Origin of the sequence: Nitrospira sp. SG-bin1, from assembly GCA_002083365.1 — a bacterium.
Lineage (GTDB): Bacteria > Nitrospirota > Nitrospiria > Nitrospirales > Nitrospiraceae > Nitrospira_D.
This window is the reverse complement of sequence record LVWS01000025.1, coordinates 68,919-84,648: the sequence shown is the minus strand read 5'-3', so window position 1 is coordinate 84,648 and position 15,730 is coordinate 68,919. Positions and strand designations below refer to the sequence as shown.

The following is a 15,730-nucleotide window of genomic DNA, read 5'->3' as shown; positions in this document are numbered from 1 at the left end:
CCCGTGGATGGACCCTGTCTCGACCCTATTCCGGTACGATCGGCCGCCGAATATCGCCTTTAGAATAAACTGCTTTTTCACTCCATCACCGCAGGCGTGGCGCCGAACTACCTGCCTCATGAACAGACTCATCTCCCTCCTTTCTCAAGAACGTCAGGAGCCAATGGACACTTTCTGATACTGACTAGAGGAAGTCTAGAGCGGATACGTGTATGTAATCTGCGATGTATAGGAAGGGCATAACCGATTGATGTACTGCTCAGCTTGCGCCTAATGGCCATTCAACTGGTTCCCTTGGTTCCTCTCGCGAGGCGACGGGATTGTATACAAGACTCCTCACTGCGTCAAGCGTGCGGGTGGCCATCAGTGCAGCGACTCACCAGCAAAGCGAAACAGGAAGCCGTTTTCAGCCGAGTCTTCCCGTTATCCCGTTCCGTAAACAGTCACCATCTGACTGAACGGACACCATAACTCCATAGACATCTCGCACCGCATGAGGAGACCCATCCGAATTTTTCCTGAGGCAGGAGATACTTTGCACAAAGACATCGAGGGAGATTATTTCTGGCTCGGAGACTTTCTCGCGCTCACCTCCAATGAGCGAAGTCCACGCTATGCCGCAGAGCACGATGTCAATTAAGTGATAAGTGATAATTGATAGATGACGACCGTTTTGTTTTTACCGGATGTTCCTGTTACACTACGCCTCGTTTGAACTATACCTATGCACCGCCGCACCATGAACTTCACTCAACGCGATCTCTACATGTTCGTTCTGAGCGTTCTTTTTCTGGGCTATCTTGGCCTCATGGCCACCGGTTGCGCCGGCACTCACCCTTCCATACCCATACACGAGGCGCCTCTAGGCACGGTGTTCCTTGAACCGGTCTCGGGCACTTCCTTCCAGGCCTCCCATCCCATCAAATTGTCCGAGACCACCGTCGCGGATATCTTGCGGGGGATCCACACGAAAGAAAAAGCCGGCCTCTTATTGCTACTGGGCAAGGCTTTAAAATCAACGAACCTGAACGATATTCGTACCTTCTCGGAGGATGAGATCGCGTTTTTAACTCCGCACATCACCACCGCTCTCGCCCAAGCGACTCCCAATCAGCGCGTCGGATTCCACCTCTATTCCACGCCGGAGATTTCACAATCGCCAAAGGTCAATCAAAACAGAGAAACGACGTCAGGCTATTTATTTGCCGACGGCCTGTCATTGCACTTCACATTGACTCAGTATCGATATCGCGCTGGGAAAAAATCCAATGCCAGCCAAAAAGAGCCGCGCCCGCTTCCCGATACGGATGGCCTCCGTGACCGTGAAGTCACGTTCCTACCGGAAGCGGCCGTGCGTCCAGAGGCATACGATCGATCAAGTTGGATGGGAAAGTCTGAGGATCGGTCGCTCGCCATCGATTATCAACTGCTGGCGAGAGTCCTTTCCGCTCCCGCTTCCATGACCCAACCGGCCCCGACGGTCGCAGCGCCTGTTCCACCACCTCCCACAACTCCAGCTCCGTCCGCAGAGAAGCAGGACGCAGACTTGCAGGCCTTTAAAGAAGAGATGAAGGCACTCCGGAAGAAAGTGGACGAGCAAGAGGCCGAACTGCAGCGCCTTAAGAGTTCCACCCCTAAGAAAAAGCCAACTCCCTAGCTGTCTCGGCAATCTGACAGGAAAGCGGTGCCGTCTCAAGCTGAGGCGTGGAGGCCGAAGACGGGTCTCCTCTCCGCCTTGCCGTCATAGTCAACAGCCCCGATCAAACAACCTGAGATATTCCGGAAAACTCTGCGCTGGCTACTGAACGGTAGGGAGAGGGTCCAATATGTCATTGAGCGGAACAGACGTTTGCAGCTCACCGTTTATCGACGATTCTTCGCTCATCTCGAGCGTCTCGACCGATGCCTCCGTGGATGAAACATCTTTACCATCCATCGGAAGGAGTGCCTGTTCCGCTTCACCCAGTTCCTTGAACTCTCGAAGTGGAGGAAGCTGCGAAAGATCGCTCAAACCGAAATGTTCGAGAAAGAATTTCGTCGTTCCGTACATGATGGGACGCCCAGGCACCTCTTTGCGACCGACCATCCGCACCAGTTTTCGCTCCAAGAGCGTCCGTAAGACGCCGGAGGTTTCCACCCCGCGGATTTCCTCGATTTCCGCCCGTACCAGCGGTTGCTTGTAGGCAATGATCGCCAGCGACTCTAAGGCGGACCTGGACAGCTTCGCCGCCGTCTTGGCCTTGTCCAGCCGTTTGATCCAAGGCGCATAGTCCGTCTTCGTGACGAGACGATACCCACCCGCAACGACGGCCAGACGCACCCCACGCCCTTCTTGCTCGAGCGCGTGACCGATCTTTCGCAGCGCCTCTTCCACTTCACCTTTCGGGACGTTGCCCATCACCGCCACAAGACGCGACAGGGGCAACGGTTCGGAAGATACGAAGAGCAGTGCTTCCAGAATCGCCTGAAGTTCGCCCTGGCCTTGCACCTGATTCTCATCGAAGCTCTGGTCACGGTGCAACCCATTCGCCTCTTCCATCTTCATCACGTCGGCTTCCGGCACATCATGAACCACATCGGCCGTCAGTGGCGTCATGCTCCCCTCCATTCAACATCGACATCGTCAAGCTCCGCTGGATCCGGCACCAATGAGAACATCCGTGAAACTAAAATCGGCCCGAAGGTTTCCGCTTGGAACACCCTGGCGACCCGCAACCGCATCAGTTCAAGCAACGCCAAAAACGTCACGACGATCACGACTCGCTGACTCGATCCCTCGAACAGCGCCGTAAACGAGACGGAATCTTTGCCTTCGAGCGTTTCCAGGATGAGGTTCATCCGCTCACGAACGGTGAGATTGTCGGGAACGATCTCGATAAGCCTGCTCCCCGGGTTCCGATCGAGCACTTCCTTGAGTGCATCAACGAGATCAAACAACGAGACGTTCTCTAGCGGAAGATCCTCCTCGGCCTTTTCGACGGAACGCGCTTGTTCCCGCCAAAACGTTTCTCGCCACATCTTCTCTTGGTCATCTAGCTGACGCGCCGCCTCCTTGAACGCTTTATATTCCAGCAACCGTCGAACGAGTTCCTCACGTGGATCTGGCCCGTCCTCCTCGTCGTCGGTCGCCGCATCCGCAGGCAGCAACATTTTAGATTTGATCTGCAAGAGCGTCGCCGCCATGACCAAAAAATCCCCCGCCACGTTGAGGTTAAGTTCCTCCATGGCCTCCAGGTATCCAAGATATTGCTGGGCAATCATGGCGATGGGAATATCGTAGATATTGATCTCATTCTTCTTGATGAGATGCAGTAACAGGTCCAGCGGTCCCTCGAAATTTTCGATGCGAACCTGGTACGGGAGTTCTGTTTGCTCGAAGTCTTCGGAATGAGATTCCACGCCGTCGTTTATATCAACTTATGGGGTAACGGGCAAGCCTGATTCTATATATTGTGGATAAACGCGCTTTTCATTTGAGCTTGATGGCATAGGCCACGAGCAAGGCAGCCATCACCAGCAACGCCAACGTGAAAGCATACTGTCCATGACTGACTTGCAGCAGATTCACGGATTGCGCTGATTCGATCCGCTTTGCTTGGGCGAGCGACGGAGGTTGATCGAAACGTGCCTTCGCAAGATCGTCTGGTCGCCTGAACTCACTGTTAGAAAAATCTGCCGACCCTAGAAATTGAGCACCAGCAAAGATCGCTTCATCTTCAAAGACCGTAAAGGCGAAGAACGTCTCGCGACTGAAGATCGCTTCACTAAAGCTGATCCGACTTCTGAAACGACTCCCCGAAAACCCAGCTCCCATGCCGAACCTCGACCGCTCAAACGCAGCCGGCCGCTCAAACGTCACTTCAAGAAATTCCGCCATGCCGTCGAACAGCGCGCCGGTACAGTTCACCGGACCATGAAACACGGACCGATGCAACCTGGTACTGGGGCCAAACTTGGCATCACGACAATCCAGCTGCTTGGTGAACTCCCCCTGGACAAAATAAGCTTCTTTGTCAAATGTGGCTCCGGAAAGGTCCAACGGTTCGTCGAACACCGACCGGGAGAGATCCACACCTTGCTTGAAATGGGACCGGACAAAATCCACAGGCCCCTCAAATCGAATCGTGCTGTCCACTGACCGATGACGTACTGCCCCCAACACCACGGATTCTCGCAGGCTCAGCGCTTCGCGAACCCGTCGCTGCCCTTTGTCATCACCACGATCCGCTTGGCCCGATGTTTCCGGTGTCGGCACCGACGAACGCGGCGCCGTGTGCACTGCCAGGCGATCGAGGAGCAAGTCCCCGCGCACGATCACGCCAAGAAGATCCACGGGACGCCCATCAGCGATCGCAGCCATGATGGTTTCGGCACGCACTGCATGGGTTTCTCGCTCAGCCAGGGTGCAACTGGGCGGAAGATGGATCACAAGACCGGCATCCGTTCCGGACGGGGATGCTTCGGCGACGCACGCAGCATCAGTTTGAGGCGAATTCATGACGATGGCGCAGGCAAACCCCAAAGCCACATACGAACGAATCCGCATGACCTTTCTCATAGGAATCTGCGCGTGAAAGAAGCCGAGGTGGAACAAGATTCAACCCGTGCTGACGCAGGAGAGATCGACGGAATGCTCGCGAAGCAACAAGATACCGCTGCTGGAATTCACCGCATCCCAGCAGCGACCAGTGGAAGCACAGCGGAGTACCCAGCACTCGCGGCCGTCACTCTTATGACGAGCTGCTCCATCGAAGAGGATCTGCCGGAACCGCGCAGGGCAAACGGAAAATGACCGGGCTTTCAGTTGTGTCGGTAATCGTCGTCCAACAAGTCGTTGGATTTGTCGATAAGCTCGTCTCCGTCATCGTCGGCGTCGAGATCCAACTCTTCTTGAACGTCGTCATCATCCTCGATTTCGCCTTCCATCTCGAGTTCGTCGCTGGCCATCTCATCTTCATCGAGATCGGCATCATCCGGTTCCATCGGCATGGCGGGTTTTACCGCGACGGACTTGCGTGGGGCTTCGCCTTCTTCTGCCACGGCTTTTTTGGCCGCCACGCCCGGTAGATTGGCTTTGGGCGGGGCTTTCTTGATGGACTTGCCGGCCGCTTTCTTGGTGATCTTTTTCTTTGAGGCCGGTTTGGACGCCTTGACAGCGGTACGTTTTTTCACTGTTTTTTTAGCCGCTGTTTTTTTTGCCGCCTTTTTCTTCGGCGACGGTGTAGCCTTTTTCGTCCGTGACGATTTTTTTGCTACGGTTTTTTTCTTCTTATTCGCCATTCCGATTCCTCCTCTTCGTTTCAGCGCGGCGCAACGGCCTCCATCTAGCATGAACGAACAGCCTCTTGCAACCACCCCAATTCCTGACTCCTTTCAATGGGCTCGCTCATCCGTGCTTAGGATTCAACAGGAACAAGTTCGCCTCCGAATGATGGGCGCAATATGCGGGGAACGGATGACAGGCGTGCCTAAGCGGTCCGGCTCCATCCCATGCTATGATGAGGACCGCCAGGAGAACGGGGCTTGAATCCTCTGCTTCATTCCAGGCTCTTATGAACAGCCCGTCCGATTATGGAGAACTGACGACGTGATGCGCCTACGCATTCTGACCATTACCCTAGGGATCGGAGCCGCCGCGGGGGGGCCAACCCTGGACCTCACCCCGGCTACGCAGATTCTCATGGAGAATGGTTCACCCTATTATGTCCCTGCCACCGCAACCGTGGTGAGCGGCACGCCCATTCGCTGGGATAATCCGACCCCCACTCATCATACCGTCACGCACAACGACTGCCTAAAGGAAGAACGACCATGCCTGTTCGATTCAGGGACGGTCGCACCGGGGGGACACTTTGTCTTGCCAGGCTTGCCGGCGGGTCGATACCCCTATCACTGCGGTATCCATCCCATCATGCGCGGTCAACTGGTCGTGACGGACGATCCCTCAACATCCCCTCAGTTATAGATGCGCTCATCATCTTGCGTGATCGGTGATCGCTCCTGTAGGCTGCTGAAGCTCGCCACCCAGCAATACTCGTCATGAAACCCACTGCCGCTGTCCATCCTCCCTGGAGCTTGACTGGAGAGACCCTCAACCTCCTGGCCTGGCACATGCCCGACCTCGTCGCTTATCACCATCACCCGGACGAATGGTGGTTTGCTCCGCTTGATGACAACCTGCCGCTCATCCGGATGAACCGCACCGGCCTCGACATGCTCAAAGCCATGAACGGGCATACGACAGTCGGGATGCTCGTGGAACAATATGGGACGAAGATCTGCGGGCCCGACGGTCAACCGGGGTCCTGGCACCTTGAACGATGGGCCACGCCAAACTATTCCCTTTGCTACTACGGAACTGAAGCACCGGGCGGCCATCGACACAAAGCCAAGTGGGACACCCTTCTACAACAAGTCCGCGAAGGCTGGTCCGGCCAAGACGGCTTTGAGGGGGAGGCACACTTGGAGGAGTTCCATCATCATGAGCTGGCCAAATGCCACGGTGATGACAGCCATTTCGATATCATCGAAACTACCGTCTCACATCTCTTCCGTGAACCAAGCGACGCCCTGAACGGCTTGACCTACGGGCGGCTCCTCATGCGGCAACTACGCCGACTCGGCTGGTTCAATCCCAAGCCCAAGACCCTCCTCGAAATCGGCGGCGGTCTTGGTTACGTCGCACAGGAACTGGGGAAGGACCTCTTGCCTTTCGAACGGCAGGGCATTACCTACCTGTCGCTGGACATCACGCAACCGTTCCTCAACCTTCAAGTCTCTCGAGCCAAGGCCGGTGGATGGAACGCCTCGGGCACCCGGGCCAATGCCGAATCGCTCCCCTTTGCCGATCAGTCCATCGATCTCGTCATCGACAACGAAAACATGGCCGATATGACCCCAGTGCAGCTAAGCAAGAACGAACTCGCATCCGGGGTCGGAGAAACCGCGCAACACCAAGAAGCACTGGGCTGGATCAGACGGCTTCGCTTCCCGATCGAAAGCGACCCGCCTGCATCGGTGATCTTTAACTTAGGACCGATTCGCTTCGTCGCCGAGCTGTGGCGAGTGCTCAAGCCGGGCGGCCGAGTGTTTCTCACCGAATTCGGCATTGAGACCGGATGGCCGGCCCCCGTGAAGCTGCCGGGGCATACGGAATACGAAGTGCAATACAGCCACCTGCGGCAGGCGGTGCGCTGGCTCGGATTTCAGGAACGATATCTTTCTCTGCCACAGTTCTTCGGACTGAAGCCGGACATGAAGGTGCTCTGCACCGGTGCCACCTACACCATTCAAAGATTCTGTCAGGCCATCAACCAACCCTTTGCGGTGCGAGCCTATACAGAGAAAGAATTGGAACAGGCGTTAGGTGATATGCTTCCCAAGCTTCAGGGCCTCCACTATCATGATCTTGGTGATCCCGCCTGGTTCGGCCTCCAGGACTTCAAAGTGCTGTTACTCGAAAAGCCCGGCGGCGCGCCGAAAGCGCAATTCACGGAAAACAAGGGCTATCGGTGGTATTCACAGAAGTAGGGCAAGTTACTGGGCAAGGCCCAGCTTTGCTTTCCATTCCCTGACATACGTCCAATTGACGTGAAGTTCGTCCTGACGAAGCCTGATTTTCTCGAGATCAGCCTGATCTTGGAGCCGACCCGCGAGAGTCTTGAGTAAGATTAAGTCCTCCACAGTCAGAATCGACACTGGTAAGTCGTCCAACAAAACCAGTCGACGACGCGACAGGGCTGTCCGCAGGTATTCGGAGTCAGCCAAGAGCAGATCGATGACGACTTCTTGGTTTTTCAAAATCCCCACACATCGCCAAATCGAAATACCATGAAAGACCATGGCGGCTGGATGGACGATGATTGAATCAAAAAGCGAGGAAAACAACGACTGCAGCCGATCACGGGAAGGCTGTTCCATCAACAGAAGGATATCGATATCCGTCGTTGCTCGTGGCTCGACCAACGCACTGTACGCCCAACCTCCGGCCAGCGCGTACGGAATACCCCGTCGATTAAAGTCCGTGATGAGGGTGGAGAGGGTCTGCGCTAAGAACGATTCTGCTGCCATGCCTGCTCTTTTGCGTGCCGAATCTCGCGCATGACTTTTATCATGGCATCACCCTGAGGTTCATCCTGTTGCAGCACCGACCGACGCAGCGCTAATCCGAGTTCAGTCAACTCGATGGCACGGCGTAAATTGGCTGCAATTCTCTCGTCTTCTAGCTGATTGGAACGATCTTGCATAGTGGGAGGTTCCGATCAGAGCACTAAAGAAGTGTACAAGACTCCTCACCATTGGACAACTTCGATCAGTTCTTAAGCCAACAAGTCTGGAGTACCCCGAAGTCCGATTTGCGAACATACATAGAGAAATTCGCCATTGGGAACTAGAACCATCGGCACGTCTTTCTCTGTATATTCCGAACTATATACTTGCTTCCCACTTTTCGGCTTAGACTGAACTTGGCGAGACTTTTCCGCCTCGAACCGTTGCCTTTCAACCAATACGGATTGCCTTTCCTTGCGTGTCGCCTCCTCACGCAACCGTTTTTCATGCTCCCTCTGCTGCAGCTGTTCATGATATGCACGCTCCTCTGCACGCACGACTTGCTTACGCTCTTCTTCACTCTGAACGGTGTAGCCTTTAGCCCTAAAACAAGCTAAATAAATATCCTTGGTTCGTAGCCATTCCCCCAGCCGGCATACCAGGTGTGGGGGTGATGAGCATGGGCTGTTGGGCTGCCTGTAGGCATTCATAGTTGTCTTGTTCGTATTGCTGCTGAGAGAAGCCTGGCTTGGAGAAATAGTATTGATCACTTCCGCAGCCATCGAGAGCCAGCAACAGTGCGACTAGCAGACCGAGGTGAAAGAGATTCTTGGGAAGTCTCATAAGGCCTGCCTCCAGCTCATCAACAACGACTCAGATGTTATTTCTGGACACTCGCACTGCCATATCAATCAGTACTCCTTCCCGCAATCCAAAATCGCTGACCAGCACCTGGAACATCCCCAGCGTCTCCATAATCGTCCGAATAATGATCGCGCCGGCGGCGATGACTTCTTCGCGGTTTTTCTCCAATCCTGGCAACCCGACTCGCTCGATCTTCATCCTGCTGAGCAGTGTCCGCTCAAGATCTCGGATGGATTCCAACCTCAGCACATAGTTGTGAATTCTAGTCGATTCGTAGGTTTGAAGCTTCTGCGCCATGGCGGCTAGACTGGTAATCGTGCCGGCCGTGCCGACAAACGTGGCTGATCGATAGTCACCCATGCCAGCAACAGCGGCTTTTGTTTCTCCGATCACCCATTTCCTTGCTTGGTGTACTTCCTCACTGGTCGGAGGATCGTGTTGCAGTACGCGCTCACTGAGGCGAACCACTCCGATATCGATCGAGCGGGCGACCAGCTTCTGTCCCGGACGATCAAAAATGAATTCAGTACTGCCGCCGCCAATGTCCAGCGCCAGGATGCCTGTGACTCCGGACGGCAAGCCGGAGCGAATGCCGAGTAGCGTCCGCCGAGCTTCTTCGTCGCCCGTAATTATTTCCACTTCAAAGCCGGCTTCTCGTTTGACCCGTTCAAGAAATTCATCGCGATTCTCAGCGTCCCGCACCGCGCTCGTCGCCACAACCGCAGTGGCTTCGACACCATAATCGCTAATGATATCCCGCCATTCGCCTAAAGACTGGATGACTCGGTCCATTGCCGCTGGACTCAGTCGTTTCGTCTGATCGACACCCTCCCCCAAGCGGAGGATGCGCCGGTCTGATCGAAGTTTTTCGAGGGGAGCACCTTGCGGTACGTCAGCGATGAGGAGCCGACAGGTCAATGTGCCGATATCGATACCAGCCAAGCGGAGTGTGTGATGCGGTGGCCCGGTCATTGCTCGTTCCGAATGTCTTCCATGTCGGCTTCCAGCTTCTTCCGCGACTCCTTGAGCATCTCCACTTCTTTGACGAGACGCACGATCTCGGCGTCGTAGACGACCCGTTCCGCCGTTTCGCCACGCTCCTTCATGTCGACGGCCCGCTCGCCGATGTCTTTGTATAGATCGGAAAGTTGCTGGTCGATCTTCCGGAGTTCCAGCCTGATTCGAAGCAATTCCGTCTCTTCCAAGGCACGGCCGGCTGCATGAACAGTTCCCAGCCGCAGAGTCGCGATCCCGGATCGCAAATCATCTTTTATCCGCTGAAAGAATCCCATGGGTGTCCTAGCTTATTGAACCAAGTTCGAGCTTCTTTTCCCACTTACGCAGCATGGCGTCACGCAAGCCCTGATGGGCCGATTCTTTCAATCCTGGATCCGCTTGCAGCAATGAGAAGGCCTCTTGCCTGGCTTGCTGCAACAGGTCGCCGTCTCGCACCAAATTCGCCACGCGAAACTCTGGCATTCCCCATTGGCGCAATCCAAAGAACTCTCCCGGACCTCTGATTCGCAAATCATCCTCGGCAATCACGAATCCGTCATTTGACCGGACGAGCGCCTCCAGGCGTTCTCTGGCCGCAGACACCGACTCCTCGCTCCCTGGAGGCGGGTTTCCCCCTTGCGTCCTTGCCCGTCCCAACTTCCGGGCCATCAAGAGACAGTAGGATTGTTGGTTGCTCCGCCCCACTCGTCCGCGCAACTGGTGCAGCTGTGCAAGACCAAACCGCTCGGCATGTTCGATCAAGATGACCGTCGCGTTCGGCACATCGACCCCGACTTCGATCACCGTCGTCGCGACCAACAGCTGGATCGTTCCCGCCTGAAAGTCGGCCATCACCGACTCTTTCTCGGCGGCTTTCATACGCCCATGCAGCAGGCCGACACGAAAGTCCAGAAATTCCCCGTTTTGCAACTGTTCGGCTCCCTGAATGGCGGCCTGGAGATCGGTCTTTTCCGACTCTTCAACCAGTGGATAGACGACATAGGCTTGCCGTCCGGCACCTAATTCGTCCCGCACGATCTGATAGGCACGCCGCCGTTGCGCCTCATGGAAAAGAAATGTCCGCACCGGCTTTCGTCCCGGTGGCAAGGCATCGATCACCGATACATCAAGGTCACCGTACACCGTCATCGCCAATGTCCGAGGAATGGGGGTGGCGGTCAAGACCAGCACGTCGGGTTTGTAGCCTTTGTCGATCAAGGTTTTTCGCTGCAGCACGCCGAATTTGTGCTGCTCATCGATCACCGTCAGACCCAGGTTCTTGAACCGCACACCCTGTTGAATCAGGGCATGCGTTCCGATCGCCACGTGAATGTCCCCCGAGGCCAACGCTTCGCCCTGCGCCTTCTTCACGGACGCTTTCTCTCCTCCTCGCACCACAATCGTGTGAAGCCCTAGGGCTTGCAGGATTGTGCACAAGTTTCGATAGTGCTGCTCCGCGAGAATCTCGGTCGGCGCCATCAGGGCGGCCTGATAGCCTGAACCACAGGCCATCACCAGTGCATGCAAGGCGACCGCCGTCTTCCCGGACCCTACATCGCCTTGCACCAAACGATTCATGGGACGGGGCGACATCATGTCGCGAAATATTTCTCGAATGACTCGATCCTGTGCCGTCGTGAGGTGAAACGGCAAGAGACCGCCGAGCCGTTGCAAGAGCGGTGTCCGCAGGTTGAACCGCAGGTCCTTCGGCTCTTCGTGGACCGAGCGATGCCTGGCCGCCAAGGCCAGTTGGAGCAGCAGAAGTTCTTCGAACGCCAATCGTCGGTGTGCCGCCGTCTTTCCTCGCTCCAGGAGCTGGAGGTCGGTGCCGGCCTTTGGAAAATGTGCATTCTGCAGCGCGTCGTGAATTGGAATCAACCGTTGCCGAGCGCGAAGGGGTACCGGCAAATGGTCATGGATCGCCATCCCATGATCCGCCAACAGAGTCTTCACCAACACCCGCATCTGACGAGAGGTCCATCCTTTAGTCTCGTGATAGATCGGAACGATTCGCCCGACGTGCAGTGTCGATTCAGTGTCCTCCCCGATAATTTCGTATTGCGCCACATCCATGCGCGGAACCATCCATCCTTGTCGACCTGACAGCACCCGCCCGTTCAGCATCACACGAATCCCCACCGCGAACACCTTCTCCAAATAGGGTTGATTGAAGAACACCACCAGCAATCGCCCCGAGTAATCTTCGACACCGACTTCCAATACACTGAATCGACGATTTCTTGTACGCTTCGCCTCGCTGGTTCGTATCACACCGCAAATCGAGGCCTTCATACCCGGAACGAGATTTCCGATCGGTGTCATGACCGATCGGTCCTCGTAGCGCCATGGAACGGTCCAGAGTGCATCCTCCACCGTCACGATATGCAATCGCTTCAGGACATCGTTACGCTTGGGCCCGACGCCTTTGATGAACCGAACTGGAAGGTTCCAGAGATCGGATCGGCCGGTCTCCGTCACGCCGGAGTGATAAGACGCCGGCATCGGAGAATCCGTCATCCGGATGGGCGTCGGTTGGTCGGCCCCGCGAAGCGCTTTGATGAGCGACGCAGCCGCCTGCAATCGTCGACGTTGCTCATCGACAGGAAGGGTCGGTTGGAAATCGATAAAGAGGTCCCGCAATGAGAGTAATCGGGCCTCAATAGCTTTGGGATATACCGCACGGCGAAGAGCTGACAGGACTTGGGAGGAGATGAATGTACTCAGATTTGTGATGGTCATCAGGTGGGCGCAATCGTCTCGACTCGCAAATTCGATCGGCCGCGCGATGCGATCCAGCCACTCCTGAAACGGCTGGTGCGGACTCGATTCGGTGGAGGCCTGCATATGGTGAGGGATCGTAGCACAGCGTTTCTTAGCGCTCAACGAACCGGACAACCTCGAGTCCGGACATGCAGTCCGTTTTGCCTCATTGCTTGGTCACCTTTTCCTAGGGTGCTACACTTGGTTTCACGCACATGTATCGTCGCAACATCAGACATATCCTGATACCGCTGGCAGCCGGTCTGGCGTTGGTGATCGGATACAACCTGTTCTTGAGGCCTGCCCAGCCGCCTTCGATGAAGCGGTTCGCGGAGACCCTCGAACCGGTTGCTCCTCCACCTGCTCCACCACAGAGCCGGTCTCTCGAACGTGAGATGACGTCCCCTCGCGTGCTCGACCACAGCACGGTACCGCACAGCCCGCATGAGGGCCTCTTGGAGACCGTTCGTGATGAAATTGAAAAACATAACCTGTCGCTCGCCGAAACGAAGTTGAAAGAACTTCCTCCGAGCGTGTTGTCCGAGGCAAAGTCCAAGCCCTACATCGCAACCCTGTGGAACAATCTCGGGTTGCAGCTGGAACGATTGAACGGCACTCGAGCTTCGCTCCATGCCTTCAAACGGGCCGCGGATCTTGACGAGTCGAATCCCGTGATCCTCATGAATCTCGCCCATGCCTATTGGGAGCAGCGGGATCGCGCGTTGGATGAAGCATTTCTGCTGAAATTGATAAAGGTGGCGCCGGAGGAACCATTCCCGCACTTGGCAATGGCCGACCTGCTACAAGAACAGGACAAACTTGAGGAGGCGGCGAACCACTTACGCCAAGCAGTCGACCGAGCGCGGCAGGATCCAGGATTGCAGTCCTATCTCGCCGCGGTTACGGCGAAAGTTCGCCGGACTCAGTCGGTTGAATCCCACATGACCACACGAAGCAGCCCTCATTTTGTGGTGAAGTTCGACGGTGGGGAAGACCAGAATACCTGGACCGCAGTGCTGGAGATTCTTGAAGACGCGTATCGAGAGATCGGACAGAAGTTCAATCATTTCCCCGCGAAACCCATCATCGTCGTCCTCCATACGAAGGATTCCTTTCAAGGGGCAACGGGAAGTCCCGCGTGGGCTGACGGCCTTTATGATCCCCACCTTGGGCGTATTCAAATTCCCACTCAAGGAGCGACCACGGATCGAAAGTGGTTGGCGAGCGTCCTTCGCCACGAGTATGTCCATGCCCTGCTCCATGACCGCCTAGGGACAAGCATCGGATCGATGCCGACCTGGTTGAACGAGGGCCTGGCCATGCAATTGGCGGGAGACCCATGGCCTGAGCTCGATCAGGCCATGAGCGGGGATATCACGGTAATTCCTTTGGCTTATTTGGAAGGCTCTTGGGGCGCATTGCCCGCCGGGGCTTCCATAGTGGCCTATTTGGAAGCCAATTCGGCGACTCGCTACTTGGTTGAGCGATGGGGGATGGCGCGCGTTGATGAACTGCTGAATGCGTTCGAAGCCAAGTCATCGGTAGCTGTCGCGCTTCAGAACAAGCTGTTTGTCTCCTACGAACAATTCCACCAGCAATGGCTGGAGAGCTTCGAACGAAACCGATCGTGAGTTCGTCACCTTCCTAGCCGGCCGACAGCCATACGGACGTGCACCGTTAGATCGATCCGACCGCGGACTCTCCCTGAGGCAAATTAGGCCAGGCCGGAAGCATATCGGCCTGATCACGGTGCGACTGCTCAGGCCCTTCATCGGAATCCGCTTGAAAGAGTTGATCCTCCCACAGAACTTTGCTTCCGGTGGGATCATACATGCGAATCCTGAAATTGAAGGTGTGTGGATTTAAAAGGGACGGGCTGTCCGGATGAGTTGCTCGATCTACAATCTGGTGGGCTCTCGGAATTCCGGCACGGACGGTCGTGAATTCATCCTGCCACACAAGCATGCCGGTCGCCGCGTCCATTGCGCGCAGTAGAAACACGGGCTGCTCGATCGGTGTTTCGGCAACCAGTCTCTTCATCACGGTTGCCCGCCGAGGAAGCCCGGTCGAAACGGCCTGTCCTCCCGCCTTCCAATCCGTCTGCACAAGATTGAGGCGTCCTTCCCATTGAAATACACCCGTATTGGCATCGTAGACCCGCAATATGAAGTTGGAGAGATCGGTTGCACCAAGTCCGACTCCACCGGCGAAAATGCGCGGCCCCCGGTTCGAGCTCACGCCCTCACTCTCTTTGACGGCGAGTTCGTAAACTTCATTGGACAGGATGTCGCCTGATTCGGCGTCATAGACTTTGACCGTGATCGAGGAAAGGGCGCCGATCTGGTACCCGAATCCTGCGGCCACGATCGCCTGTTTCCCCCCTGTAGGTGCTCCACCCCAGGCAGATGCAGCGGAGAAGGTGATGAGAGTGAGGAGGACAGTCAATAGACAACGCAGAAACTTCGAAGGATCATGACAAGCCCCATCCTGCGGTCGATCCGCCACATGAACGAGTCTCGAACAATTCGTCGATGCGACTGTTCTGCACAACATATATCTGCCCTCCAAAATGCTGAGCGCATTCTGAAAGAGGGTAGATGGTTGGTAAATTCCCCGCTGTAGGCAGAATCCCCTCGAAAGAGGGGGTGTGAAATTGAAGTGAATTAGCTTCCGTCAGTCTTGTCGACGGGAAACTTAGATTCGCCGAACAACCGATATCGATGGCGTGCCAGCATTCGATAGCTCCAGTCGACCAGCCGTCTAACGAAATGAAACCGTAACCACCACAACAGAGACTTTCCTCCTGGGAGATGGTGGACAAGAGGAAGAAACGCGTCAAGGCCCTGCAGTATTCCCCCTGAAGGTTGAACCAAGAAAGCCCTATCAGGACGACCAGGACGATAATCTCGTCCTAAGGCAATTTTGGCCTCTTCGCTCTGATAGGGGATGAATCTGACGCCGGATCCTGCTCGACCAATCCCTAATTGGCTAAGCCTCCCCTTTATAGAAACGCAGAACCGACATTCTCCATCATACAGCAGAAGACAAGCCTGCCCCGGTA

At 55.6% G+C, this 15,730-nt stretch carries 17 protein-coding genes; 5 read left to right on the top strand and 12 right to left on the bottom strand.

What is annotated here, in order from left to right; all coding sequences use genetic code 11:
• Positions 1-724 precede the first annotated feature (724 nt).
• Positions 725-1,657, top strand: a complete 933-nt coding sequence (locus A4E19_18635) for a hypothetical protein (GenBank protein OQW34475.1) — start codon at positions 725-727, stop codon at positions 1,655-1,657.
• A gap of 141 nt (positions 1,658-1,798) precedes the next feature.
• On the opposite strand, the gene A4E19_18630 is transcribed toward A4E19_18635, so the two are convergent.
• The 3 genes from A4E19_18630 to A4E19_18620 all read right to left on the bottom strand — a co-directional run bounded on the left by A4E19_18630 (position 1,799) and on the right by A4E19_18620 (position 4,546).
• Positions 1,799-2,596 carry a hypothetical protein gene (locus tag A4E19_18630; GenBank protein ID OQW34474.1) on the bottom strand — a complete coding sequence of 266 codons (798 nt, stop codon included), beginning with the start codon at positions 2,594-2,596 and terminating at the stop codon, positions 1,799-1,801.
• Positions 2,593-3,399 (bottom strand): hypothetical protein, encoded by an 807-nt coding sequence (locus tag A4E19_18625; protein ID OQW34473.1) that lies wholly within the window; start codon positions 3,397-3,399, stop codon positions 2,593-2,595. Before A4E19_18625 ends, A4E19_18630 begins: the two co-directional genes overlap by 4 nt.
• Positions 3,400-3,469: 70 nt before the next feature.
• The gene (locus A4E19_18620; GenBank protein OQW34472.1) at positions 3,470-4,546 is read right to left on the bottom strand and encodes a hypothetical protein; all 1,077 of its coding nucleotides are present in this window, start codon (positions 4,544-4,546) and stop codon (positions 3,470-3,472) included.
• Between the two features lie 24 nt (positions 4,547-4,570).
• Here A4E19_18620 and A4E19_18615 point away from each other — a divergent pair, with 24 nt between their 5' ends.
• Entirely contained in the window at positions 4,571-4,792 is a 222-nt protein-coding gene (locus tag A4E19_18615; protein OQW34471.1) for a hypothetical protein, read from the top strand.
• An 8-nt stretch (positions 4,793-4,800) separates the two neighbouring features.
• Here A4E19_18615 and A4E19_18610 read toward each other — a convergent pair whose 3' ends face one another.
• Positions 4,801-5,280 (bottom strand): hypothetical protein, encoded by a 480-nt coding sequence (locus A4E19_18610; GenBank protein ID OQW34470.1) that lies wholly within the window; start codon positions 5,278-5,280, stop codon positions 4,801-4,803.
• Positions 5,281-5,590: 310 nt separating this feature from the next.
• Between A4E19_18610 and A4E19_18605 the strand changes: the two genes are divergently transcribed.
• Positions 5,591-5,965, top strand: coding sequence for a hypothetical protein (locus A4E19_18605; GenBank protein ID OQW34469.1), 375 nt, complete (start codon positions 5,591-5,593; stop codon positions 5,963-5,965).
• A 146-nt stretch (positions 5,966-6,111) separates the two neighbouring features.
• Entirely contained in the window at positions 6,112-7,530 is a 1,419-nt protein-coding gene (locus A4E19_18600; GenBank protein ID OQW34468.1) for a hypothetical protein, read from the top strand.
• 6 nt (positions 7,531-7,536) lie between these two features.
• Here A4E19_18600 and A4E19_18595 read toward each other — a convergent pair whose 3' ends face one another.
• The 7 genes from A4E19_18595 to A4E19_18565 form a co-directional block, all read right to left on the bottom strand.
• The gene (locus A4E19_18595; protein OQW34467.1) at positions 7,537-8,070 is read right to left on the bottom strand and encodes a hypothetical protein; all 534 of its coding nucleotides are present in this window, start codon (positions 8,068-8,070) and stop codon (positions 7,537-7,539) included.
• Positions 8,049-8,246, bottom strand: coding sequence for a hypothetical protein (locus tag A4E19_18590; protein OQW34466.1), 198 nt, complete (start codon positions 8,244-8,246; stop codon positions 8,049-8,051). Before A4E19_18590 ends, A4E19_18595 begins: the two co-directional genes overlap by 22 nt.
• Positions 8,247-8,318: 72 nt before the next feature.
• Entirely contained in the window at positions 8,319-8,606 is a 288-nt protein-coding gene (locus A4E19_18585; GenBank protein OQW34465.1) for a hypothetical protein, read from the bottom strand.
• A gap of 46 nt (positions 8,607-8,652) precedes the next feature.
• Complete coding sequence (locus A4E19_18580; GenBank protein ID OQW34464.1) at positions 8,653-8,892, bottom strand: hypothetical protein; 240 nt, start codon at positions 8,890-8,892, stop codon at positions 8,653-8,655.
• 30 nt (positions 8,893-8,922) lie between these two features.
• Positions 8,923-9,885 carry a hypothetical protein gene (locus A4E19_18575; GenBank protein OQW34463.1) on the bottom strand — a complete coding sequence of 321 codons (963 nt, stop codon included), beginning with the start codon at positions 9,883-9,885 and terminating at the stop codon, positions 8,923-8,925.
• Positions 9,882-10,205 carry a hypothetical protein gene (locus tag A4E19_18570; GenBank protein OQW34462.1) on the bottom strand — a complete coding sequence of 108 codons (324 nt, stop codon included), beginning with the start codon at positions 10,203-10,205 and terminating at the stop codon, positions 9,882-9,884. Before A4E19_18570 ends, A4E19_18575 begins: the two co-directional genes overlap by 4 nt.
• Before the next feature lie 7 nt (positions 10,206-10,212).
• A complete protein-coding gene (locus A4E19_18565) occupies positions 10,213-12,753 on the bottom strand; it encodes a hypothetical protein (GenBank protein OQW34461.1) in 2,541 nt (846 codons plus the stop codon).
• Between the two features lie 131 nt (positions 12,754-12,884).
• Between A4E19_18565 and A4E19_18560 the strand changes: the two genes are divergently transcribed.
• A complete protein-coding gene (locus tag A4E19_18560; protein ID OQW34460.1) occupies positions 12,885-14,300 on the top strand; it encodes a hypothetical protein in 1,416 nt (471 codons plus the stop codon).
• Positions 14,301-14,346: 46 nt separating this feature from the next.
• On the opposite strand, the gene A4E19_18555 is transcribed toward A4E19_18560, so the two are convergent.
• The gene (locus A4E19_18555) at positions 14,347-15,222 is read right to left on the bottom strand and encodes a hypothetical protein (protein ID OQW34459.1); all 876 of its coding nucleotides are present in this window, start codon (positions 15,220-15,222) and stop codon (positions 14,347-14,349) included.
• Between the last annotated feature and the right edge of the window lie 508 nt (positions 15,223-15,730).